Here is a 23,762-nt window from a genome sequence, read left to right on the forward strand (position 1 = left end):
GCCCCGCACGCGAGTGAACGCACGAGACGCCGGGCGTACGCCCATATGAGGAGGCGCGGGCGACCCAGCCAAGCAGGCCACCCGCGCCCCAACCCCGAACGGGAATAGACTACGACTCCGTCGGAATCATCGTCTGATGAAAATTCAAATAACTACGCGATGCCGTCGGACCACGCTGACCCTGGTAACGGTTACCATACGCACCAGAACCGTACGGGTGCTCGGTCGGGCTGCTCAGACGGAAGAAGCACAGCTGACCCACCTTCGAACCCGGCCACAGCATAATCGGCAAAGTCGCCATATTCGACAGTTCCAGCGTCACGTGGCCCGAAAAACCGGGGTCGATAAAACCGGCCGTCGAATGGGTCAGCAGGCCCAGACGACCCAGCGAGGACTTGCCCTCCAGGCGGGCGGCCACGTCATCGGGCAGGGTCACCTTCTCATACGTCGAGCCCAGCACGAACTCACCCGGATGCAGGATGAACGGCTCGTCGGGAGCCACCTCCACCAGGCGCGTCAAATCCTCCTGCGGCTGCGCGGGGTCGATATGCGGGTACTTGTGGTTATCGAACAGACGGAAGAAACGATCAATCCTCACGTCCACACTTGCAGGCTGAATCATCGACTCATCGTACGGATCAAGAACGATGCGTCCATCAGCAATCTCTTGACGAATATCGCGATCTGAAATAAGCACGTTTAAAGGATACCTGGCAGAGCCCGCAGACCGCAGGCTCGAGCCCGGCACGACCCGGGTGGTGCGTCACATTGGGCGGGGTGAAACATTTCACGAACCGGCACGGTACACGCTAGACTGGAGGGGATGCGGCTGTAGCTCAATGGTAGAGCGCACGCTTCCCAAGCCTGATACGCGGGTTCGATTCCCGTCAGCCGCTCTTCCAGAACCTCTCACTGAACGGTGAGGGGTTCTTCTTAAACCACGACGGGAATCGCTTCCAGGCGGAAATACATTCCCTCGCGCGCTCGGGATTTCCGCCTTCCAGCCCGTCAGCCGCTCCAATAGAACGTCACTCTGGATACAAAGGTTTCCGGCCCTGCCGGGAAGTGTCCGGAGTGGCGTTATCAACTTACCTGTCGTAGTTCCGCCGTGAGTCTATTGCTTCCTGTGCTGCGAAAGTAGCGTTCAGTGCTCGTGGAAAGCCGCAGTACACTGAGGCGTGCAGGATAGCTTCCTGAATTTCCTCTTCGGAAATCCCGACATTGAGTGCCGCTCCAACATGAACTTTAAGTTGAGGTTCGCATCCGCCTAATGCAGTCAATACGCCAATGGTTACTAGCTGGCGACTGCGTGCATCCAGACCGGGCCTATCGTAAATATCACCGAAAGCAAATGCGGCGATGTGGTGTCCTAAAGCAGGGTTTGACGTGGAAAGTGATTCGATAACACTCTGACCAGCGTCTCCGTCGATACGGGAGAGAACCTGCAATCCAAGATCACGACGTCGCTGGTTATCGACGGAATCAATATCGTACTGATCACTCATTATGGATGGGAACCTTTCTGATACATTGCTATCTTGAATTCGGTAGCTGCCAGCGATAACTGAAGATCCTCTATTCGTTGTCGAAGGATGTCGCGATGCTCCAGCATCAAATCAAGACGCTCCTGTACTGTTTCTGCACCTTGTTCAACCAAGGAGATGTAATGCTGGAGTTGGGCAATCGACATTCCAGAGACCCGCATTCGGGTAATAAAAACCAAACGCCGTACAGCCGCAGCATCGTAAAGCCGATAGCCGGATGCGTCGCGTCCTACTTTCACCAGCTCTGCGCGTTCGTAATAGCGCAGCGTATGTGCGCTGATTCCCAAATACTCGGCAGTGGTAGCGATATCCCACTGAGTGTTCTCGTCATCTCTGATCAGGTCGCGCAACGCCGCAGTATTTAGCCCTCCGGGTGGATCGATAGCGAGCCTAAGGGCTTGCTCTAACCGTTCTTCCAACATGTCAATTACACTAAACCTTTGAGTGCGCTCGAAGGCAAACTGCTATGGTGCTTCACGTTCTGTGACCAGGGATAGGTGTGGCTGATGTTGGCAAGGTAGCCGTTCAGGAACGGTACGGTAGCGGTTGGTCAAGTCCTGTGGAGTGGTGTAATCGTTTTGTGTCCTTCGGAGTGGGTTATGCGCTGAGTTGGAGTGGGGGTTCCTCCTGTTGGGTGGGTTGGGGTGTGAGTCGTGATTTGGTGAGGATGTCGAGGCTGAGGTAGCGTCGGCCTTCGGCCCATTCGTCGTTTTGTTCGGCTAGGACGGCTCCGACTAGGCGGATGATTGCGTGGCGGTTGGGGAAGATTCCCACGGTGTCGGTGCGGCGGCGGATTTCGCGGTTGAGGCGTTCGTTGGGGTTGTTGGACCAGATCTGGGTCCACACCCCGGTGGGGAAGGACGCGAACGCGAGGACGTCTGCCCTGGCTTGATCGAGGTGATCACACACGGCGGGGAGCTTGTCGTGGACGTAGTCCAAGAGCCGGTCGTATTGAGCGTTGACCGATGCTGCGTCGGGTTGGTCGTACACCGAGTGCAGCATCGCTTTGACGGCGGGCCATAGTGCTTTGGGGGTGACCGACATGAGATTAGCGGCGTAGTGGGTGCGGCATCGTTGCCAAGTGGCTCCGGGCAGGTTGGCGGCGATGGCTTCAACCAGGCCCAGATGGGCGTCACTGGTGACCAGGCGCACGCCGGTCAGGCCTCGGGCGACCAGGTCGGCGAAGAACTCCTTCCAGGCTGGAGCGGTCTCACTGGTAGATACGCGCACCCCAGCACTTCGCGGTGTCCGTCATTGTTGACTCCGGTGGCAACCAGAACCGCGCACGAGACGACGCGTCCTCCTTCGCGCACTTTCATGGTGAGCGCATCAGCGGCGACGAACGTGAAAGGCCCGGCATCGTGGAGGGGCCGGTTGCGGAACTGGTCCACGTGTTCGTCGAGGTCTGTTGCCATCCGTGAGACCTGGGACTTGGACAGTCCTGTGATCCCCAGGGTTTTGACGAGCTTGTCCATACGGCGCGTGGATACTCCTGCCAGGTAGCAGTCAGCGACCACTGTGATCAACGCGGTTTCACAGCGTTTGCGCCGTTGCAGTAACCATTCTGGGAAGTAGGTGCCTGAGCGCAGCTTGGGGATCGCCACGTCAATGGTGCCGACCCTGGTGTCCAAGGGCCGGTGGCGATACCCGTTGCGCTGGGTGTGACGCTGCGGATCTTGTTGACCCCACTGGGCCCCGCACACCGCATCAGCGTCCGCTGATAGCAACGCGTTGATCACGTGCTGGAGCAAGGAACGCATCAAATCTGGGGATGCCTGGGACAACGCCTCGCCAAGCATGCCAGCAGGGTCGATAATATGAGGAGCGGTCATCGTTGTGCCTCCAAATCGTTTCGAGTCAGAAGTAGAGAGCTTTCTCGAAGGATCACACGGTGACCGCACCCATATCAAACGGGCCGACCACCCACGGTTACACCACTATGCGGGACGCTACTTACTATGATATACTGCTATTATCCTGATTTGAGGAGTCTACCAAATATGCGGCAAGGTATTCTTAAATAAAATTTGATAATGGGCGCAAAAATGATTGCCCCTTGCAGGGGCTTAGTTTTTGTACCCAATTTAAGAATACTTTTGCCTTTTTAGTAAATATCGTGACGGACAGCGGCTCATGTAAGCCGTCATACTTCTGTTTGTCCGAAGTCATGATCCCCAGCGGTAAAAGTATTAGCCGCTGGGGATTTTTGCGCCCATTTGGGCCTTGTATGGAGGATAGACATGAACATTATCAATATCGGGATTCTTGCCCATGTAGACGCTGGAAAGACAACCTTGACGGAGAGCCTGCTATATGCCAGCGGAGCCATTTCAGAACCGGGGAGCGTCGAAAAAGGGACAACGAGGACGGACACCATGCTTTTGGAGCGGCAGCGTGGGATTACCATTCAAGCGGCAGTCACTTCCTTCCAGTGGCACAGATGTAAAGTCAACATTGTGGATACGCCCGGCCACATGGATTTTTTGGCGGAGGTGTACCGCTCTTTGGCTGTTTTAGATGGGGCCATCTTGGTGATCTCCGCTAAAGATGGTGTGCAGGCCCAGACCCGTATTCTGTTCCATGCCCTGCGGAAAATGGACATTCCCACCGTTATCTTTATCAATAAGATCGACCAGGCTGGCGTTGATTTGCAGGGCGTGTATCAGTCTGTTCGGGATAAGCTCTCCGCCGATATTATCATCAAGCAGACGGTGTCGCTGTCCCCGGAAATAGTCCTGGAGGAAAATACCGACATAGAAGCATGGGATGCGGTCATCGAAAATAACGATGAATTATTGGAAAAGTATATCGCAGGAGAACCAATCAGCCGGGAAGAACTTGCGCAGGAGGAACAGCGGCGGGTTCAAGACGCCTCCCTGTTCCCGGTCTATCATGGCAGCGCCAAAAAGGGCCTTGGCATTCAACCGTTGATGGATGCGGTGACAGGGCTGTTCCAACCGATTGGGGAACAGGGGAGCGACGCCCTATGCGGCAGCGTTTTCAAGGTGGAGTATACAGATTGTGGCCAGCGGCTCATCTATTTGCGGCTATACAGCGGAACGCTGCGCCTGCGGGATACGGTGGCTCTGGCTGGGAGAGAAAAGCTGAAAATCACAGAGATGCGTATTCCATCCAAAGGGGAAATTGTTCGGACAGACACCGCTTATCCGGGTGAAATTGTTATCCTTCCCAGCGACAGCGTGAGGTTAAACGATGTATTAGGGGACCCAACCCGGCTCCCTCGTAAAAGGTGGCGTGAGGACCCCCTCCCCATGCTGCGGACGTCGATTGCGCCGAAAACGGCAGCGCAAAGAGAACGGCTGCTGGACGCTCTTACGCAACTTGCGGATACTGACCCGCTTTTGCGCTGCGAGGTGGATTCCATCACCCATGAGATCATTCTTTCTTTTTTGGGCCGGGTGCAGTTGGAGGTTGTTTCCGCTTTGCTGTCGGAAAAATACAAGCTTGAAACAGTGGTAAAGGAACCCACCGTCATTTATATGGAGCGGCCGCTCAAAGCAGCCAGCCACACCATCCATATCGAGGTGCCGCCCAACCCGTTTTGGGCATCCATCGGACTGTCTGTTACACCACTCCCGCTTGGCTCCGGTGTACAATACGAGAGCCGGGTTTCGCTGGGATACTTGAACCAGAGTTTTCAAAACGCTGTCAGGGATGGTATCCGTTACGGGCTGGAGCAGGGCTTGTTCGGCTGGAACGTAACGGACTGTAAGATTTGCTTTGAATACGGGCTTTATTACAGTCCGGTCAGCACGCCGGCGGACTTCCGCTCATTGGCCCCGATTGTATTGGAACAGGCATTGAAGGAATCAGGGACGCAACTGCTGGAACCTTATCTCTCCTTCACCCTCTATGCGCCCCGGGAATATCTTTCCAGGGCTTATCATGATGCACCGAAATACTGTGCCACCATCGAAACGGTCCAGGTAAAAAAGGATGAAGTTGTCTTTACTGGCGAGATTCCCGCCCGCTGTATACAGGCATACCGTACTGATCTGGCCTTTTACACCAACGGGCAGAGCGTATGCCTTACAGAACTGAAAGGGTATCAGGCCGCTGTCGGCAAGCCAGTCATCCAGCCCCGCCGTCCAAACAGCCGCCTGGACAAGGTGCGCCATATGTTCAGTAAGATCACTGGTTGATTTCCGATCCCAACCGAACACATTGAGCTGACGGCACGCTCCCGCAGTTAACCGAACGCCCCCGAGGTCCTATCCGGGCCCCGGGGGCGGCATTTTCCCAGTTGAAGGAATGGTGGAGATGTGTTTCGATGGGTCCGGTGGCCATGCTCCGCCCGCCGCCCGGCACCTCTTCCCAGACTCAGCCGGACGGTCGGTCCGTCTATTCCGTTTTTCTCCTAGGCTAGGCCAGCGGGGCATCGCCCCTCTCTGCGCGCGCCCTCTCGATGAGCCCCGGCGTCAGGTCGAGATCGCCGAGCGGCACGTCCTCCACGCCGTAGGCGTCCAGCAGCGCCGCCGCGTCCTCCCCGAGCATCGCCCTGAAGGCGCGCGCGGGCGTCGCGAAGCCGAGCGCGCCGCGGGGCTCGGAGTTCACGTGCGACATGGCCAGCGCCAGGTCGGCCGGGGCGAGCCGGTCGAACCTGATTCCGGCGCCCTTGGGCAGCAGCTTCCTGATCTCGACGTGGTTGCGCTCGCAGGCGCCCTTCTGGTCGCTGCGCCTGGGGTCGCAGTAGAACAGCCTCGTCTCGCCCGGCCCCTCGCCGAGCAGCGCCGCGATCGCCGCCTCGTCGGAGAACTCGGCGCCGTTGTCGGTGAGGACGGCGCGGAACACGCGGCGCGTCCCGTCGGCGCCGAGGATGGCCCGGACGCCCTCCAGGGCGTCCGCGACGCACCCGGCGGTCTTCTCCTCCAGCGGCAGCGCGAGCTGGAGCCTGCTGGGGCGGTGCAGCAGCGTGAGCAGGCAGGCGGAGTCCTCCCGGGCCCCCTCGACGGTGTCCATCTCCCAGGCCGCGGCGCACGCGTCCTCCCCGAGGGCGAGGAACGCGGCATGCGACCTGCGGGCGGAGTGGCGGGTCGCCGCCCGGCCCGCGGCGCGCTTCCTCGGCCTGTAGCCGACCTTGCGCCTGAGCTCCATGTTGGTCATGCCGTCGTAGCCCGCCGAGACCCAGCGGTAGATGGTCGACGGCGACAGGTCCACCGGGCCGCCGTTGCGCGCCGCCATCTGCTCGGGCGACAGCCCCCGGCGCAGGCAGTCCCTTATCGCCTCCAGCCTGGCCGCCGCGGCGGGCTCGTCGGCGTCTATCCCGCGCCTGGACGAGACGAGGACCGAGTCGGCGCACAGCTGCGCGGCCCGGGCCTCGTAGAAGACGTGGGGGCGGCGCTTGCAGCCGATCGCGCGGTACCGGCCGCACCCGTTGCAGCAGCGCGGCCACGCCGCCAGGCGCGGGCAGGCCGCCGACAGGTCGGCGGAGGCGTCCACGCGCTCGCCGCGCCTGGCCTTCGGCGCCGTCACGAACCTGTGCGACGCCACCTCGGCGCTCACCGTCGAGGGCGACCTGCCCAGCTCCCTCGCGATCTCCCTGCACGACGCCCTGCGCTCCAGCATCCTCTGGACCGTGTCCCGCTCGTGCCTCGTGAGCCTTCCGTAGGCCCTCGGGACCGCCCTTGCGGAGCCGCTCTTCTTCTTTCCGGACATGCCGTCCTCCGATCTCCCGGGGCCGGCCGATCCGGCCCTCAGGGTATCGGGTTCCCACATTCATCCGCACATGTGCGGATGAATGTGGGAGGTGTTCGGATAAAGTTGATAATCAAGGTGAAGTCTCCAGCTCCAGCTACATGGATGTGTTCTATCCGAAGTACCAGGTGACCTGGGATATGATGAACGTTGCCGGTCCGAACAGCATGTTCATGCACTGCCTGCCCGCCAACCGTGGCGAGGAAGTCGTCGACGAGGTCATGGACGATCCCGAGCGCTCCCTGTGCTGGGTCGAGGCCGAGAACCGCAAGCACTCCATTCGCGCCATCCTGGCCACTCTGTGCCCCCAGAGCGAGCCCGACGAGCAGAAGGCTGCGGCATACCGCGCCACCATCAATGAGCGCATGGCCGCTCTCGGTAAGCACGGTCTGTAAGACGTACCAGGTCGGGCGAGCTACGGCTCGCCCGCCTTCGCAGGAGATGGGCGACCTCATGGCCATCGGCGAGGAGAACTGCAAGGTCTCCGACGACAACCGAGTGCATCAAGGGCGCCGACTTCATCTACACCGACGTGTGGTATGGCCTGTACGATGCTTTCTGATGGGCGGCAGCAGATGCTTGTCTCTTGCTGCCCATCATCTGCGCCACTGCGCGTAGGCACTGGCGCCCTGTCTGAAGTTAAACAGACCTTTCGAGTGTGCACGAAGTGATTGCGCCAACAACGAAGCCCCAACCTGCTCGCTAACTCATGGGCAAGCCACCTGAGACTACTCATTTCCCCTACTAGCAATGAAGGCCTGCAACCTGCAGTTTTGCAAACTGCTTGAAAGGCGCCTGCGTTGATTCACTTCCTATTGCAGCTGGCGGCTCGCACACGAAAAGGCACTTGAGTTTCAAAGCGGGCGTTTTCGTCGATATCGAGCCTCCAAAGGCGGCTCTCCGTGCCCCTTGGGACAAAAATAAAAACTCAATACTCTGAGTTTGAAAATGGTTTTTGAAGTTGTCCCAGCTTTTGTCCCCGAAGCCGATGAAACACGACATAGTGTTACTTGGCGGCACTCGGTTTGAGACGGCATCGAAAACTGAGGACAACTGGAATGTCGGGACAGTAAAACTGAAGCCATCGAGTGGGAGTAGGCCGATAGGGTTCTGACCTGCGATTTTGAGTGCCGCACTGTGCCGCTGAGTTTCGTTTCGTACGAGAGTCATGACAAAGCCACCAGCGACGGAGATGAGTAAAAGCGATTAAAGAGCCTCCGTTCCCTGCGTTGGGACGGAGGCTCTTTCTTTGCCGTTTTACTCCCTTGTCTCCGTTCGGGGATTATTTCTTGCTCATTTAGGGCTATTCGCGCTGAAAGATTTTGACTAGCTTGGTGTCCTTTATTTCGTAGACAATGTCTGCGACGTTCTCGACCAGCCTCTTATCGTGGGAGACGAACACTATCGTTCCGGCATAGGCGCTCATCATCTGCTCGAGGGCTTCGGCGCTCTTGATGTCCAGGTAATTTCCAGGCTCGTCCATGAGCAAGATGTTGTATCTGCCCAGCAGCATCTTCGCGAGTAGCAGCTTGATGACTTCGCCTCCCGAGAGAACGCCAACGTCCTTTGTCAGGTCGCGCGGTCCGATTCCCATAGAGGCGAGGATGCCTCGAATTTCGGTCATGCTGTACTCGCAACCATCCTGCATGAACGAGATCGCAGACTGACGGGCGTCGAACTTGTAGCCTGTTTGCTCGAAGTAACCGATCTCTGCCTTGGGAGAGATGTTGATACCGTCGGCGCGTCGAGCGATTGCCTTCAGCAGGCTGGTCTTTCCTGTACCGTTGCCACCGGTGATGGCCACTTTGGCACCGAGCGGTATCTCGAATTTCGCGTGGTCATAGAGCATGCAGTTGCCGAAGCTCAAGCTGAAATCGTCTGCCGAGATGGGAAATTTACTATGCAGTTCCAGGGCCTTGCTCTGGCGGAACCGCACGGCGCGAATGCTATCTGGGGCCTCAATCCCTTCGAGCGCTTCGAGGCGCTTCTCCATGTCCTTAGCCGCCTGGTACATCCTCTTCTGTTTGGTGCCGGTTGCTTTCTGATGCCCCAATCGACCTGCATACTCGTTGCTTTTTTTCGCAGCCTTCCGCTTGGCGTCGACCTGCCGTGCTTTTTTCCGTTGTTTTTCGATGGCGGCTTCGAGGCGATCGCGCTCGCGCATCGCCTCTTCGTATCGAGTCGCCTGAGCTTTGCGCTCTTCTTCTTTCTGTCGCAGATAGTCGGAGTAGTCACCCCAGAATTCGGAAATACCGCCGTCTTTGAGCTCCCAGATCTTGTCTACCACCTGGTCGAGAAAATGACGGTCATGGCTCACGATGAGCAGAGCCCCATCAAATGCCTTGAGTTGTCCGACGAGAAGGCGGATGCCGTCTTGGTCGAGGTGGCTCGTAGGCTCGTCGGCGAAGATCGCGCTTGCATGCTGGGAGAGTGCAGAGGCAATCTTGGCGCGTGTTTCCTCCCCGCCGCTCATCGTCTCCTGCGCCACTCCGGCGACGTTGAGACGGGAGAGCATCTCACCACTGTCCTGAGCCGCATCAAGGTCGAGTTCATCGAGTTGGCCGATGAGGGCAATGCTGCCGAAGCGCCTGACGTCGGCGTCCGCAATGGTAAGATTGCCGCTCAGAATTTTAAGCAGGCTGGTTTTGCCTGCGCCATTGTCTCCCACCAAGCCGATGCGATCGTAGGAGTAGATTTCCAACTCTTCGATATCTAGGATATCGCGGCCGGCATATTCCAAAAAGATGTCTTTAGCTTTGACTATGAGTTCCATAGGTTGAACCGCCTTTTGTGTATTAGCGTTTTACTGGAAGCGCAGCCATGCCAAAAAAGATTGCTCACGTCGATTTTTCGCCTTTGCCCAATTGCCGGCGCGAGCGTTTTGACCTTGCGCAAGCCGGCAAATCCGAAAATGATAGTTGGCGACGAATAAGGAGCGCGATGCGGAATGTCGGTGCAATACCTCGTCGTCGCAAGGGCTTGAAGGCTGACGCTTGAACCGATGGCTGCTGCCTCTTTTTTTCGAATACTTGGGCTATTGAATCTGCCCGGTATCTCTTTTCCCCGCGTTTCGGACGCTCGGAGCAAGCAGCATAGCCATCGCAAGCAGTACCATGGTCGCTCCAGAGCCGACGAACCATAACGGAGCTCCAAGCAGATCCGCAAAAACGGAGGGGGCTGCGAGGCCCATGGGCATGGCCCACGCCATGATGGTTCCGTAGAGGCCGAAAACGCGGCCTAGGTACTCAGGAGGTATCTGCTCCTGCATAAGGGCAGTCTGGGTTCCCGCGTACAACGGGGAGCATGCGCCCATAAGAAAGCTCACCGGCAGGAAAGCAGCGAACAATGACGGGCCGAGCGATCCGGATACGATTGCGGCAATGCCGAAGCCGGCAATCGCGGCGACCATGGTGAACGACCTATTGCGGAACCCTCCCGTGGCCGCCAAAATGCCGGACCCAGCCAGCATGCCTGCAGAAAAAAGGATTTCCACCAAAGCGGCATCCCCCGTGCTACCGCCAAAATGCCCCAAGGTCATTATTGGGAACAATGCCGCGAGCGGAGAGAACGCGAAAGCGAAGACGAACCCGCACCAAAGAAGGGCGAACAGCCCCCTGTACTCCCTAATCAGCTTGTAGCCGTCCGAAATCTCAGAGAAGAGCTCTCGAACCTTATTGGAAAAGGACAAGCTGCGGTCGGCTTCATCGAGGCCCCCTGCGTCTATCTGTGCGGCGAGGACGGCTAAAGAAGCGAAAAGCGCTCCCAGCACGTCGAGGACAATCATAGCGGTAATGCCCGCCACGGGATAAATCACTGCTGCAAGCGCGGCGCCAAGAATGTATCCGCCGGACTGAATCGCCTGAGTCACCCCCGATAGGCGAACGAGATGCTCTGGCGGGGCGAGATGGGGCGTGAGAGATTGGGAGGCTGGCGTGTAGAACGAAGTACCAACTGCACGGAGAAACAGGGCGATGAGAATTAGCCATGCAGGTAAGCTGCCGGCCAACGAGGCAATCGCCAAGGCGGCACCCACCGCGGCAATGAAGAGGTCGGCGCCGATGAGGACACGTTTCAAAGGCAGTCTGTCGACAACGGCGCCCGCAAGGATTCCGAACAAAGCAATCGGCAGAAAGCCTGCCAGCGATGCTAAGGAGAGGAGAGAAGACGACCCTGTCGTGAGGGCGAGATGCCAAATAAGACCCATTTGGAGAATCGAACTCGTCAATGTCGAAACGAGCTCCCCGCCCCATACGAAACAAAGCTTGAATTGCCATGAATGGCACAGCAGAACAGACCTGCCCCGAGAGGTTTCAAATATCATGGTTATGTCCAATCGTGAAATGGCGTGCAGAAAAACAGCGCGACGCCACAACAGCGCCGCTTTCTAGGCGCTCATCCACGTGCGGAAAAGACCAACCACGACACCCCTCCTTTGTTAATTCGGTCTGGCAAACCATGTAATATGTAATATTAACGAGGCTTGAGTTTGCCTGTCAAGAATCGAGCATCGGTAAGGGCAATCCTCTCTGGCCATTCGATTCCTTTTGTATCTTTGGTTGCATAGGTGACCCGCCAGGGCTATTACGCGTGGAAGAGGCGCCTGCCGAGCTGGCCGATGAGGCGCTGAAGATGGCCCTGGTCAGGCGAAACGATCCCAAGGGATGCGTACATCATTCGGATAGTAAGAATGTTGCCAGCAGGTTTTGCGGCAACCGCAAAGGAGCCGTATCCTGCAGCTGGAATCACGTTGCAGCATCCTGACCCGCATTCCGATTGGCGGACGGCCCGCTTCGGCATCCTGACCAGCACAGCGATCGAGCCTTGTCATTCCTTGGATATGCCGGTTGCTCGGGGCGGTCCCGACGGAGGCCCTCGCCTCCCCGGTCCGTGACCCAAGAAGGGCAAGCATGCTGATCTGCATGGCTGGTTCCTCCTTTATGTAGACGACCATGCAAAGAAGGGACAACCGAGGAGGCAGGTTACTGATGCGGGCTCCCGCACGCCCATGACTACCCGACGGGCTGTTTTTCATCTCCGATGCCCGCATTGCAGCATGAACGAATGTGCCTCGACATCTCTGCTGGCATGGTACGACTGGGATCGCACCTCGACGCATCCTTGCGCATACTGCCTTCCAAGTTTCGAAACCGGGAAGGAAAGTGTATGTGAGCGACGATATCGGCGCCGATTCGACGCTCGAGAGGGAGATTGCGCCGATTCTATCCATCGGGGATGCATTCCCGAAGATTCTCATCACTCGCACGAGGCATGAGCCCCATACCCGGGAGGGCGTGCTCGTGCTGAATTTCGCGAGGTGGCTGCTTGGCGGGTCAAGTCCTGTGGAGTGGTGTAATCGTTTTGTGTCCTTCGGAGTGGGTTATGCGCTGAGTTGGAGTGGGGGTTCCTCCTGTTGGGTGGGTTGGGGTGTGAGTCGTGATTTGGTGAGGATGTCGAGGCTGAGGTAGCGTCGGCCTTCGGCCCATTCGTCGTTTTGTTCGGCGAGGACGGCTCCGACCAGGCGGATGATGGCCTGGCGGTTGGGGAAGAAGACCTGGTCCGTGTCCACCATCAACTCGATTCTGTGCAACGAAAAATACAAGGGCGACGCCCTGCTACAGAAAACCTTCACCGTGGACTTCCTATCCAAAACCACCAAAAGCAACGAAGGAGAAATACCCCAGTACTACGTGACCGGCAACCACGAGCCCATCATCGCCCCAGCCGTATGGGACCAAGTCCAGCACGAACTAGCCAGGCGCTCTGGCAGGTCACGCTCCTTTAGCCACCCGTTCGCCTCGAAAATCGAGTGCGGGTGCTGTGGGGGATGGTACGGGCCGAAAACCTGGCACGCTGGCAGCCGCTACGAGCGGCGCATCTGGCGGTGCAACCGCAAATACGATCCCGCCCGGCGACCAGCCATGCGCAACCAAGCACGTAACCGAAGACGAGCTGATTGCCGCGTTCGAGCAGGCCCCCAGTCAGCTCGCACCACCGCCCAGCCCCGAGGTACTCGAAGCTGCCCTCGACCAGCTCGGTAATCCTCACGCACTCGAGGCCAAGCTCGCCCAGGCGATCACCGCACGCGACGCAGTGGTGGACGAAATCAACGCCCTCATCCGCTCTGCAGCCAACACCGACTTCAACCCTGACGCCTTCGAGGCTGACCATGCCAGGCTTGAAGCCGACTACCAGCACCACCTCGACACAGTCGAGTCCCTCGAAAAACAACTACACGAACTCGAGGCCAAACGCGCGGCCATCACCGCGTTCCACCAATACCGCAGTGAGAACCCCGCAATTAGCTACACGCCCGAAGCCTGGCGAGCCCTCGTTGACCATGCCACCATCCACCCTGACGGAACAATCGCTATCGCGTTCAACGACGGATGAGTCTGTAGTTCGGCTGCACCCCCTTGGCCCCAGGTGTATATGACCTCGGGCTTCCCTATCTTCGCAGTCAATCTGCCTTAACGCCCATCATCATGTATGCCATCCAGGTCTACCGTCGATATCCTCCTCACAATTGGAACCAGTGACATTTCTGCAGGGTTGACAAACAGAGAAAGTATGAGTATGTTTATAAACATGCCCACAAAGAATATTTACGTCTCAGAAGCAGATATGGAACTATTTGAACGAGCTGCGCAGCATGCGGAAAGTGTTTCAGCGGCTGTCGTCCAAGCGCTTCAGGACTATTTGACCAACCGACATAACACTGAAAAAGGTTACGGAAGAATAGAACTAGCACTCTACGAAAACGGCTCGCGGAGGAAGGTGATGTTTTACGGCCGAGAGATAGTCCGTGTTGAACGCCCGGCGGATGGCGGCGTCCAAATTAATACAATTTACGAAACAGCAAAAGGGCAGCTCGCTGTTGCAACAAAAATCCGCAGGCTTTTACCTGATGAGGCTAAAGGGAACTACCGAATCTGGGATCATCCTGAGACCTGGTCGCGAGAGTTCTGGTTAATAGGTGACAAAACGCTAGAGGTATATCCAGATATTGCACAGCTGGAGTTGGCGGATGCGTACTTGGCTGAGCAATGTAAATCCGCGCTTTCAGCAAAACCCTACGAGGTATTGGATATTTAACATGCAAGGAATTGAAAATGGCGGCCCCCTCCTTTTGAAACTGGACACGCGGTCACCTGACAGGGCATCGCTTAGTCAGTCGGCTGCGCGGCTCGGCCAGCGACAGGACTTGCTCGGCCGCTGACGGCGAACCGAGTGAGGCACTTGAGGGAGGGCGCCGTGAGGTTGCTCGTCACCTCGGTACATCGGACAAAGTGCGTCATTACTTCCGGGTTATCGGGGAAAATCACCAAAGCATCCCCCATTCAGACGTACTTTGTCCGCGAAAGCCGCGGACACACGGAGGCCAATATAGAACCCGGGTAGACCAGACACAGAAATGCCCGCGAGCGCGGGGCTCGCGGGCATAAAGCGTCCGAAGCCTGGCGAGCCCTCGTTGACCATGCCACCATCCACCCTGACGGAACAATCGCTATCGCGTTCAACGACGGCACGAGCCTGTAGAACGAACGTATCTACAGCCTCAGGTACATGTGACCTGAGGCTTCGTCGTTCTCGCTAATGTCTTGCACCCACCCGCCCTCAGCCTGCACCCACCCCGGGTTTTGTATCCATCGTGACCACCTTTGGTCCACAAGCCTTCTACCCTACGGTAGGAGGCTTTTTATTTTGAGTTAGGTTGAGCGGGTAGAGGCGGTATGTTCCTTGCTCCTGCAGGGAACCCGTCCTCGCTCCGCTTCGGACACCCTGATGTCGCGACGGAACATACCGGCCTCTCCCCATGCCCTTTCTCTTCTCCCTTCCCTGTGGTGCGAGGTAGGGTGCGGATTGTGCGGCCGGGAATGAACCGCGGGCTGCTCGGCTTGGGAAGAGTGTACGCGGAAGCGGGGGGGGGGAATACTGGAGTGAGGTACCGCAGACAGCTCGCCGGAATATGCGGGTTAATAGCCGGGTGCGGTGGAGGTTCCGTAGGGGCGTCTGGGTGCCTACCCGTGGGCTTGCAATGAAAGGATTCTTTGTAGCGCATGCGAGCGCGGTGCCGCTACACCTTCCTGAAGCGACATCAGGGTGCCCGAGCCCTGCGAGGACGGGTCCCCTGCAGGAGCGAAGGAAGTGTATAGCGTGCCAAGCGCACACACCTCACAACGCTTGAAGGATGTTCAACTCACCACACAGTTGTGCTAACCTAACCACAGAAATTCAATGAGAGAATTGCTCAAAAACATCTACTCGACGACGAATCGTAGACCCGCATGACCCGCGAAACGCACCCCTACACCACCCCCGCACGCCCCCTCGACCTGAACCTCTACCTCGTCACAGGCGACAACCCCCTCGAAACCGTCCGGGCAGCCAAACACGCCACCTGCATCCAAGTCAGGTCCAAACCCATCAGTGCGCGCGAGCTCTACCAGCTCACCGAAGCTATCGCCGGCATCATCCAGCCGCACCAGACGCTCCTCGTCGACGACCGTGTAGACGTCGCCCTCGCGTTGCGTGCCCGCGGCGTGCGCGTTGACGGCGTGCACATCGGTCAAGATGATTTGCCCGTAGCCGACGCCCGCGCCCTCCTCGGCGCCGACGCGGTCATCGGTCTGACCACCGGCACCCGGCAGCTCGTTGAAGAGTCCAACAAAATCGCGCACCTGATCGACTACATTGGCACCGGACCGTTCCGCCCCAGCCCCACCAAGCAGTCCAACCGCCCGCCCCTCGGCATTGATGGGCTCCGCGAACTTGCCGAGCTGTCCGCCGTGCCCACCGTAGCTATCGGCGACATCACCCCCGAAGACTGCCCCGCCATCCGCACCACCGGAGTTGCCGGAATCGCCATGGTCCGCGCCTTCGTCGACAACCCCGCGTTGCAGGCATAGCCATGACCATCACGATTATTGGCGGCGGAATCATTGGCCTCACTACCGCGTTTGAGCTCACCGAACGCGGCGAGAACGTGCACCTCATCGATGCAGAAACCAGCGACTACGGCACCGCCGCCGACGGCACCGCGATCTACCCCGCCGCCAGCCACTACGCCGGCGGTATGCTCGCACCCATCGCAGAAGTGCAATTCCAGCAGGACGCGCTCTTCCCGCTCATGACCGCCAGCGCCGACGCCTACCCCTCCCTCATGGGCAGGCTCAGCCGCGCCACCGACCTGCCCACCGGCTACGACACCACCGGCACGCTCATCATCGCAGCCGACCGTGCCGACGCCGAGCACCTGCAACGCACCCGCACCTACTACCGGGACATGAACCGCCCCGCAGACCCCGTCACCCCCACGCAGGCACGCACCCTCGAACCGCTCCTGGCGCCGCGTATCGCCGGCGCCGTGAGCATCCCCAGTGACCACCAGTTGCACCCGCGGCTCATGAGGCGCGCCCTCAAAGACGCCCTCACCCGCCGCGGCGTCACCTTCAGCGCCGAACGGGTCACCGACCCGGACGCGGGCGACATTATCTGCACCGGACTAGGGGCAACACTGCACGGGGACTACCCGCTACGCCCCGTCTACGGGGACATTCTGCGTCTGCGCGCCCCGCGGCCCATCCTCAAGCACGTGGTGCGCGGCTACGTGAACTCCCGCCCCGTCTACCTCATCCCCCGCCCCGACGGGGAGCTGTGCATCGGCGCAACCAGCCGCGAAGACCACCGCACGCTACCCGCCATTGACGGCGTACACCAGCTGCTACGTGACGCAATCCGGCTCGTGCCCGCCGTTGAAGAGTGCGAGCTTCTGGAGGCGAACGTCGGCGCCCGCCCCGGCACCCCGGACGACCTGCCCATCTTCGGGCACCGCACTCGCGCTGACGGCACCCGCCAGCTCGTGTCCACGGGCTATTTCCGCCACGGTATTCTGCTTGCCGCACTCGCCGGCAAGGTTGGTGCAGAGGTCGCCTGCGGGGCTGAGATTCCGCCCATCATGCAGGCATGCGACCCGGCACGATTCACCCACTAAACACAGTCCCCGCCGGATGCACCCGGCACCTTCACGAAAGGATTTCGCATGATCATCACCTACAACGGCGAGCCGCTAACCACCAACGCCCCCACCGTATTTGACCTTGTCATGGACCAGTTTGGTACCGAGGCGGGCGTGGCAGTAGCCCTTAACCGCAGTATTGTGCCGCGTTCCACGTGGCTGGATGTCCCGCTGAACGAGGGCGATAGGGTGGATGCCCTCACCGCCGTTCAGGGCGGCTAATCTTTCAGCCTGTACCGGAGAGATACCCACCGGCAAAAAAGAACAGATATTCTCGGTTTTTGTTCCCTAAACCGGGCGCACCGTAGCGCCCCGCACCAACCAGCAGACCCCGTTATTTAGACGTTCCCACAGAGGAGAACACCATGAGCCTCACACCGCTCACCATCGGCGACCGCACCTTCACATCCCGCCTCATCATGGGTTCCGGAGGCGCAACCAGCATGGACCTGCTCGAGCAGGCGCTCATCGCCTCCGGCACCGAAATGACGACCGTTGCCATGCGCCGTCACGCCGCAGGCACCCCCATTTTTCCGCTTCTGCAGAAGCTCAATATTGCACCCCTGCCCAATACCGCAGGGTGCCGCACCGCAGCTGATGCGGTGATGACCGCGATGCTTGCCCGCGAGGCGCTGGGCACTTCCTGGGTGAAGGTCGAGATCATCCACGACGAAGACACCCTGCTACCGGACACCGTGGAGCTGTTGAACGCTTGCGAGCAGCTGGTCGCCGAGGATTTCACGGTGCTCGCGTACACCTCTGACGATCCGGTGGCTGCCGCTCGCTTGGAGGATGCGGGCGTTGCGGCGGTTATGCCGTTGGGCGCGCCGATTGGTACCGGCCTGGGCATTTTGAACCCGCACAATATTGAGCTGATTGCTTCTCGCGCGCAGGTTCCGGTGGTTCTGGATGCTGGCGTGGGTACCGCCTCCGACGCGACCCTGGCGATGGAGCTCGGTTGTGATGCGGTGTTGTTGGCGTCGGCGGTGAACCGTGCTGAGGATCCGGTTGCGATGGCTCAGGCGATGAAGTTTGCGGTGCAGGCGGGCGCGTTGGCGCGTGAGGCTGGCCGTATTCCGGTGCGTGAGCACGCGAAGGCGTCGTCGCCGTCGGAGGGTTTTGTCTCGTGGATGTAAACCTTTCCCCTACCCCGGTGAATCCGGAGCATGCGCGCCTGGATCGCGAGCGCACGGACCGTCAGCGTCGCCTGCCGGGCTTTGATCAGGATGCGGTGGCGGCTGCCCGCGTGTTGGTGATTGGTGCTGGTGGTTTGGGTTGTCCGGTGGTGCAGGCGTTGGCGGCGGCTGGTGTGGGGTATCTGCATATTGTGGATTCTGATTCGGTGGAGCTGTCGAATATTCAGCGTCAGCCGCTTTTTGGGGTGTCTGATGTGGGTGAGCCGAAGGCGGAGGTAGCGGCGCGCCGTGCTCTGGAGTTGTGCCCGTCGTTGACGGTTGAGACGACAATCCGGCATGTGGATGCGTCCTGGATTTTGGATCTTTTCGCCGCGTCGGCACCGGATTGTGTGGTGGATTGTACAGATACGTTTGCGTCGAAGTATCTGATTGCGGATGCTGCGCAGGTTGCGGGTTTGCCGCTGGTGTGGGGCACGGTTTTGCGTTTTGGCGGGTCGGTGAGTCTTTTTGAGCCGGATGGCGCGCATTTGCGTGATATTTTTCCGACGATTCCGCAGACGGTGGAGTCGTGTGCGCTTGCCGGGGTGTTGGGTGCGACGACGGCGGTGGTGGGTTCGCTGATGGCGACGGAGGTGCTCAAGCATGTGAGCGGCCTACCGACGGCGGCGGGTACTCTGCTGACGTATGATGCCTTGTCGGGTACGTGTACGTCGTTTGGGGCGGTGCCGGATCCGGCGCGTGTGGTTCCGGTGGATTTGTCGGCGCATGAGGTCCCGCAGGTTCTGCTGGATGTGCGTGAGGCGCCCGAGCGTGAGGCGTCTATTAAGCATGAGGGTTCGTTGCATGTGCCGTTGTCACAGCTGAGCGACGCGGCAGGTTCGCTGCTACCGGCAGCCGACGTGCCCGCGGAGTTGCTGAGCCTGTTTGAGTCGGTGCGTGATCAGCGCGTGGGCGTTTTCTGCGCCTCGGGTGCGCGAGCGCAGCGCTTTGTGCAGGCGTACGCGGAGCTGGCGGGCGATTACGGGGTGCGCCTCACGGCTATCTAAACGCATACAAGGCGTAGCTATCCCTTCCGGAGGCGACATCAGGGTCCCCTGTAGGCGCGGAGGAAGGGCATAGCGCGCCTAATCGTAAGGAAAGCGGTATCGTCCGTAGTGACATCAGGGTGCCCGAAGCGAAGCGAGGGCGGGTTCCCTGCAGGAACGAGGGCGCATACCGCTTTCCGCTTAACTCGTAGAGCTTAACCCGTAGAGACATTTCCCCCTGTGCAGGGCGTAAAATCGTGTATAACACGGCGGCACGTCGCGCGGTTTGTTCTGCCTAAAAACTGCCGCTGCCGCATCCTCTTTTCACACACTCACTCTAGGAGTTTTATGCTCACCGTCTCTACTGTGCCGCTTGTTTTGTGTACGGCACTTGTTGCGTTGACTTTGTTGATTAGCGGTATTGCTAAGGCGAAGGACCCGCAGAGTACCGTGACCGGTATTCAGAATCTTGGTTTGGAGAAGATCGCGCCGACCCGTGCGGTGTCGCTGATTTTGCCGTGGTTCGAGATTACCCTGGCCGCCGTTCTGCTGCTGTCGCCGGTGCGTTTGCCTGTTGTGATTGCTTCGGGTTTGGCGTTGATTCTGATGCTGTTCTATACGGTGGTGATTGCGCGCGCACTGGCGACGGGTCGTACTGCGGGTTGTAATTGTTTTGGTTCTGAGTCGAATGCGCCGGTGAGCCGTTACACGCTGGTCCGTAATATTGCGTTGTTGTTGGCGGCGGCTGGCGCGCATGCGAGCGCGTTGAAGGGTGGCACGGGTGTTGTGTCGACTCTGCTGGGTCTGGATAATAGCGGCTGGACTTGGGTTTTTGGTGCGGCGCTGATTGCTGTGACGTTGGAGGCTGTTCGCCGCGGTGATGCTCTTGCGCAGCCGGAGCCGCAGGCTGAGGTGATTTTGCCGGAGCCGGTGTATGACGAGAACGGCGAGGAGCTGTATGTTCGTATGCCGATTCCTCATGCGGCGCTGTACCTGGAGAATGGTCGTCACACGAATATGCGTGCGTTGGCTAAGAATCAGGCGCGTATGCTGGTGTTTGTGTCGGCAACGTGTGCTGGTTGCGTGAAGTTTTTGAAGACGATGTCTTCGTGGCAGGAGCGTCTGCCGCAGGTGGCGTTGCATCCGGTGTATTCGAGCCTGGAGTCATTGCAGACCTCGCGTAATGCGGGTACGTTGCCTGAAGGGTTAACTCCGCTGATTGACCGTGATGCTGGTGCGCGCGCGAATTTCGGTAATGGTGTGCCGTTGGCTGTGGTTTTGGGTGCTGATGGTCTGATTGCTGGCGGCCCGGTGGCTGGTAAGGAGGAGGTTGAGGCGCTGCTGACCGATATTGAGGCGCAGTTTGCTGAGGCGGCTCGTCTGGCTGAGGAGGAGCGCCAGGAGCAGATGCGTAAGGCGCTCGCTGAGGGTACGTCGAATACTGAGGGCGACCACCTCTAAACGCGCCCCTATCGTCCAGCCCCTGTAGCGCCTCTGTAGCGCTTCCGATGGCCCCGTCCGGCTCTTACTGCCCTTACCGGCAGGTGCCGGGTGGGGCTATGCTAGTACGTAGCGCACACACCGCTTATACGCCGCGGTCACCTCGCCGGGTGGCGGCTGGCGCGTCCTCAACCCTATCAAAGGAGTTTTTATGGCAATGATGAGTTTCAACGCTCCGGGTGAGCGTGAGAAGTCCCTGTGGCTGATCCGTAAGGAAAGCAACCCGAATCACTCACAGTGGTACATTGACCGTTTCAAGGCGATGGAGGCTGAGGGTAATGACATGGCGGGTGAGTCTCGTCTGTTGGATGCTATGGCTTCTCGTGGTGCGAAGATTCTTGATGCTGGTTCTGGTCCCGGTCGTGTGGGTAAGCAGCTGCACGCGTTGGGTCACCGTGTGACGGGTGTGGATATTGATCCTGAGCTGATTGAGGAGGCGCGCCGCGTCTGTCCGGATGCTACGTGGATTACTGCCGATTTGGTGGATTTGCCGGAGGTACTGGGTATTGAGGGTGAGGCTACGGCGGAGAATGGTTTTGAGCTGCTGGTGTGTGCGGGTAATGTGATGGGTTTCTTGGCTCGTTCGACTCGTAAGCCGGTGGTTGAGAATTTCCGTCGCGTGTTGGCGCCGGGTGGCCGCGCTGTCGTGGGTTACGGTTCGGGTCCGGGCCGTGATTATGCGTTTGAGCAGTTCCTCGCTGATGCCCGCGAGGTTGGTCTGAACGTGGATAACACCTACTCGTCATGGCAGTTGCACCCGTTTGTGGAGGGTTCTTCGGAGTTTTTGGTGGCGGTACTGTCGCGCCCGGCGAGCTAGGCTCGCATCGAAAGCTGGGGTGCAGTGTGTCTTGAGCTAGGCATACAAATGGCCCGGCGCCTACCCCGTGTGGGGTGGGTGCCGGGCCTTTGCGCGTCCTGAAGATGCGCATCCGAAAAGAAGCACCGTTGAAGAATGGGTGTTCTAGTGGATGAGGTAGATGGTGCGGGCGAGTTCTTCGGGCATGAAGGATGCGGCGAAGAGGATTGCCACGATAATGACGGCGAGTGCGGTCATGAGGCTGGAACGCCAGCCGGGGTGCAGTTCGTTGAAGGTGATGAGTCCCTTGTGTTCTTTGTCCATGTTGACCACGTTGATCTGTTTGTAGATGGTGGTTTGGGCGGAGAGTTTGGAGGAGACTTCTCGCATGGTTTTGCCGTCCCAGACGCGGCCGTCGATGCGCATGAGCTGTTTGCCGTCTTTGTCGACGGCCCACATGGCGGGGAAGCTGCGGTAGCGTAGGCGGCCGGCGACGGTTTTGAGTTTCTGGCCGTAGGCTTTTTTGGGGTAGAGCTTTTCGGCGTAGATAGTGTGGTCGATATTTTCGAGGGGTACGGCGAACCAGCCGAAGGTGCGTGCGCGGAGCACGTGGGTTTTTGTGATGACGATGATGGTGGGTTTGAGGACTGAGTAGAGGTTTACGCCTGCGATGGTGCCGATGAGCAGTACGAGGATGGTGTACGGCAGGGCGGGTCGCTTGTAGAAGATGAAGGCGAGCGCGGCGAGTAGCACGATGGTGCCGGGGAGTGCCGCTTCGATGCGCCTGCCGTAGGAGCGCATGCGGGGGTGGAATAGTTCTGTGACTTCGCCGTATTTGGCGGGGACTTCGTGAGCGCGTTCTGCCATATACACAACTTTAGTGTGTGCGGTGCGTGAAACCTAGCGGACTACCTGCGTTACTCTGGTTCTATGCGTAATTTTTCTCCCGTGGAGCGGGTCCTGGCAATGTGGATGGTCGGTGTTGTGGTGGCCGTTTCTGTGGCTGCTGCGGCGCTGGTTATGACGAATAAGCTGGTGTATGGTCCGACGGGTCAGGTGCGGGAGTATTTTCATGCGTTGCGTACGGGTAATGGTTCGTATGCGCGTGGTTTGTTGGGTGCGCAGATTCCTGATGGTGACGCGTCACTGCTGGATGGGGATGCTTTGAGGCGTTCGGTGTCTTCGTTGGGTGAGGTGTCGTATGAGGTGGTGGAGACCAGCGAGGATGGGGAGCATGCGACGGTGCGTGCGTCCTATACGTTGGAGGGTTCGCAGCAGCATACGGATTTTCGTTTGCACCGTTCGGGCACGCATTGGGGCTTTTTTGATAAGTGGGCTATTGATGAGGCGTCTTTGCCGTCGGTGAAGGTGAATATTCAGGGTGTGGAGGCTGCGACGATTAATAACCGTAAGGTTGCGGTGGATGATGGTGCGGCGTCGTTCCCGGTGTTTTATCCGGGTGTGTATGCGGTGTCGTATGATTCGACGGTTTATACGGCGCAGAAGGTGAATGAGGTGGTGACTGCGCAGGATGCGAATCATGCGGTGCGTATGGAGTTGAAGCCGAGTGATAATGCGTTGTCATCGGTGAAGGAGCAGGTGCAGGATCATTTGAAGAAGTGTACGCAGCAGAGCACTCTTTATCCGGGTGGGTGCCCTTTTGAGTATGCGTTTACGGGTCGTGTGGATTCTGAGGTGAAGTGGTCTGTGGTGAAGGTTGCGGATCCGCAGGTGAGTGTGAGTTCGGCGGGTGTGTGGTCGTTGAAGCCGATGTCGGGTACGGCGAAGGTGTCGTTTACTCAGTTGGATTTGTATACGGGTGCGCGTTCGCAGGTGCAGAAGGAGATTCCGTTTACGTTGAAGGCGTCGGTGGAGGCGGATGCGAAGGCGGTCCGAGTCTCTTTCTAGACGTAGTTACTACGTAGAAAAGGGTCAGTATTATCCTCGCTCCTAACAGAGGAGAGGATAATACTGACCCTTATTTTTTAACATTAATACAAAAATTTATTTTCGATACTTTAGAGAAGTATT

The 23,762-nt window shown here is 58.6% G+C and carries 19 protein-coding genes, 1 tRNA gene and 3 pseudogenes; 14 read left to right on the forward strand and 9 right to left on the reverse strand.

What is annotated here, in order from left to right; translation table 11 throughout:
- Positions 1-109: 109 nt before the first annotated feature.
- A complete protein-coding gene (gene dcd, locus HMPREF2879_RS00980; RefSeq protein WP_049334044.1) occupies positions 110-697 on the reverse strand; it encodes a dCTP deaminase in 588 nt (195 codons plus the stop codon).
- Between the two features lie 128 nt (positions 698-825).
- Between dcd and HMPREF2879_RS00985 the strand changes: the two genes are divergently transcribed.
- Positions 826-896: transfer RNA gene (locus tag HMPREF2879_RS00985), tRNA-Gly, on the forward strand.
- 192 nt (positions 897-1,088) lie between these two features.
- On the opposite strand, the gene HMPREF2879_RS00990 is transcribed toward HMPREF2879_RS00985, so the two are convergent.
- The 3 genes and pseudogenes from HMPREF2879_RS00990 to HMPREF2879_RS01000 all read right to left on the reverse strand — a co-directional run bounded on the left by HMPREF2879_RS00990 (position 1,089) and on the right by HMPREF2879_RS01000 (position 3,376).
- Positions 1,089-1,505: a carboxymuconolactone decarboxylase family protein gene (locus HMPREF2879_RS00990; RefSeq protein WP_049357953.1), complete on the reverse strand. Its 417-nt coding sequence runs from the start codon at positions 1,503-1,505 to the stop codon at positions 1,089-1,091.
- Positions 1,505-1,966 carry a MerR family transcriptional regulator gene (locus HMPREF2879_RS00995; protein WP_049342889.1) on the reverse strand — a complete coding sequence of 154 codons (462 nt, stop codon included), beginning with the start codon at positions 1,964-1,966 and terminating at the stop codon, positions 1,505-1,507. The genes HMPREF2879_RS00990 and HMPREF2879_RS00995 overlap by 1 nt, the downstream gene beginning before the upstream one ends.
- A gap of 175 nt (positions 1,967-2,141) precedes the next feature.
- Positions 2,142-3,376 (reverse strand): annotated as a pseudogene (locus HMPREF2879_RS01000) (IS256 family transposase).
- 408 nt (positions 3,377-3,784) lie between these two features.
- Between HMPREF2879_RS01000 and tet(W) the strand changes: the two are divergent.
- Positions 3,785-5,707, forward strand: a complete 1,923-nt coding sequence (gene tet(W) / locus HMPREF2879_RS01005) for a tetracycline resistance ribosomal protection protein Tet(W) (RefSeq protein ID WP_063856422.1) — start codon at positions 3,785-3,787, stop codon at positions 5,705-5,707.
- Between the two features lie 220 nt (positions 5,708-5,927).
- Here the strand turns inward: tet(W) and HMPREF2879_RS01010 are convergent, their stop codons facing one another.
- The gene (locus HMPREF2879_RS01010) at positions 5,928-7,280 is read right to left on the reverse strand and encodes an IS30 family transposase (protein WP_306437770.1); all 1,353 of its coding nucleotides are present in this window, start codon (positions 7,278-7,280) and stop codon (positions 5,928-5,930) included.
- Positions 7,281-7,366: 86 nt separating this feature from the next.
- On the opposite strand from HMPREF2879_RS01010, the gene HMPREF2879_RS01015 reads away from it, so the two are divergent.
- Positions 7,367-7,654, forward strand: coding sequence for a Rossmann-fold NAD(P)-binding domain-containing protein (locus tag HMPREF2879_RS01015; RefSeq protein ID WP_204371245.1), 288 nt, complete (start codon positions 7,367-7,369; stop codon positions 7,652-7,654).
- A 908-nt stretch (positions 7,655-8,562) separates the two neighbouring features.
- Here the strand turns inward: HMPREF2879_RS01015 and abc-f are convergent.
- The 3 genes and pseudogenes from abc-f to HMPREF2879_RS09280 all read right to left on the reverse strand — a co-directional run.
- The gene (abc-f, locus tag HMPREF2879_RS01020) at positions 8,563-10,032 is read right to left on the reverse strand and encodes a ribosomal protection-like ABC-F family protein (RefSeq protein ID WP_005987409.1); all 1,470 of its coding nucleotides are present in this window, start codon (positions 10,030-10,032) and stop codon (positions 8,563-8,565) included.
- A 261-nt stretch (positions 10,033-10,293) separates the two neighbouring features.
- A complete protein-coding gene (locus HMPREF2879_RS01025) occupies positions 10,294-11,580 on the reverse strand; it encodes an MFS transporter (protein WP_005987410.1) in 1,287 nt (428 codons plus the stop codon).
- 1,056 nt (positions 11,581-12,636) lie between these two features.
- Positions 12,637-12,834 (reverse strand): annotated as a pseudogene (locus HMPREF2879_RS09280) (transposase); the annotation flags it as partial.
- Here HMPREF2879_RS09280 and HMPREF2879_RS09485 point away from each other — a divergent pair.
- The 10 genes and pseudogenes from HMPREF2879_RS09485 to HMPREF2879_RS01080 all read left to right on the forward strand — a co-directional run.
- A pseudogene (locus HMPREF2879_RS09485) lies at positions 12,785-12,958 on the forward strand (recombinase family protein); the annotation flags it as partial. The pseudogenes HMPREF2879_RS09280 and HMPREF2879_RS09485 sit on opposite strands and share 50 nt — an antisense overlap.
- A gap of 118 nt (positions 12,959-13,076) precedes the next feature.
- A complete protein-coding gene (locus HMPREF2879_RS09490; protein WP_049342888.1) occupies positions 13,077-13,649 on the forward strand; it encodes a hypothetical protein in 573 nt (190 codons plus the stop codon).
- Positions 13,650-13,832: 183 nt separating this feature from the next.
- Positions 13,833-14,351, forward strand: coding sequence for an EXLDI protein (locus HMPREF2879_RS01045; protein WP_204372029.1), 519 nt, complete (start codon positions 13,833-13,835; stop codon positions 14,349-14,351).
- Between the two features lie 1,193 nt (positions 14,352-15,544).
- The gene (locus HMPREF2879_RS01050) at positions 15,545-16,165 is read left to right on the forward strand and encodes a thiamine phosphate synthase (RefSeq protein WP_005509014.1); all 621 of its coding nucleotides are present in this window, start codon (positions 15,545-15,547) and stop codon (positions 16,163-16,165) included.
- A gap of 2 nt (positions 16,166-16,167) precedes the next feature.
- Positions 16,168-17,250, forward strand: a complete 1,083-nt coding sequence (gene thiO, locus HMPREF2879_RS01055) for a glycine oxidase ThiO (RefSeq protein WP_070604209.1) — start codon at positions 16,168-16,170, stop codon at positions 17,248-17,250.
- A gap of 48 nt (positions 17,251-17,298) precedes the next feature.
- Positions 17,299-17,496 carry a sulfur carrier protein ThiS gene (gene thiS / locus HMPREF2879_RS01060; protein WP_049338535.1) on the forward strand — a complete coding sequence of 66 codons (198 nt, stop codon included), beginning with the start codon at positions 17,299-17,301 and terminating at the stop codon, positions 17,494-17,496.
- 143 nt (positions 17,497-17,639) lie between these two features.
- On the forward strand, positions 17,640-18,410 hold the full coding sequence (locus HMPREF2879_RS01065) for a thiazole synthase (protein WP_070634608.1): 771 nt from the start codon (positions 17,640-17,642) through the stop codon (positions 18,408-18,410).
- Complete coding sequence (locus HMPREF2879_RS01070) at positions 18,401-19,456, forward strand: ThiF family adenylyltransferase (protein ID WP_070634609.1); 1,056 nt, start codon at positions 18,401-18,403, stop codon at positions 19,454-19,456. Before HMPREF2879_RS01065 ends, HMPREF2879_RS01070 begins: the two co-directional genes overlap by 10 nt.
- 327 nt (positions 19,457-19,783) lie before the next feature.
- Entirely contained in the window at positions 19,784-20,896 is a 1,113-nt protein-coding gene (locus tag HMPREF2879_RS01075; RefSeq protein WP_070634610.1) for a MauE/DoxX family redox-associated membrane protein, read from the forward strand.
- A gap of 190 nt (positions 20,897-21,086) precedes the next feature.
- Positions 21,087-21,752 (forward strand): class I SAM-dependent methyltransferase, encoded by a 666-nt coding sequence (locus tag HMPREF2879_RS01080; protein ID WP_070634611.1) that lies wholly within the window; start codon positions 21,087-21,089, stop codon positions 21,750-21,752.
- Positions 21,753-21,896: 144 nt separating this feature from the next.
- Here the strand turns inward: HMPREF2879_RS01080 and HMPREF2879_RS01085 are convergent, their stop codons facing one another.
- Positions 21,897-22,598, reverse strand: a complete 702-nt coding sequence (locus tag HMPREF2879_RS01085; RefSeq protein ID WP_070634612.1) for a hypothetical protein — start codon at positions 22,596-22,598, stop codon at positions 21,897-21,899.
- Positions 22,599-22,661: 63 nt separating this feature from the next.
- Here HMPREF2879_RS01085 and HMPREF2879_RS01090 point away from each other — a divergent pair, with 63 nt between their 5' ends.
- The gene (locus HMPREF2879_RS01090; RefSeq protein WP_070634613.1) at positions 22,662-23,639 is read left to right on the forward strand and encodes a hypothetical protein; all 978 of its coding nucleotides are present in this window, start codon (positions 22,662-22,664) and stop codon (positions 23,637-23,639) included.
- The last annotated feature ends 123 nt before the right edge of the window (positions 23,640-23,762 follow it).

This window comes from Rothia sp. HMSC069C04 (assembly GCF_001812895.1).
Taxonomy (GTDB): Bacteria; Actinomycetota; Actinomycetes; order Actinomycetales; family Micrococcaceae; genus Rothia.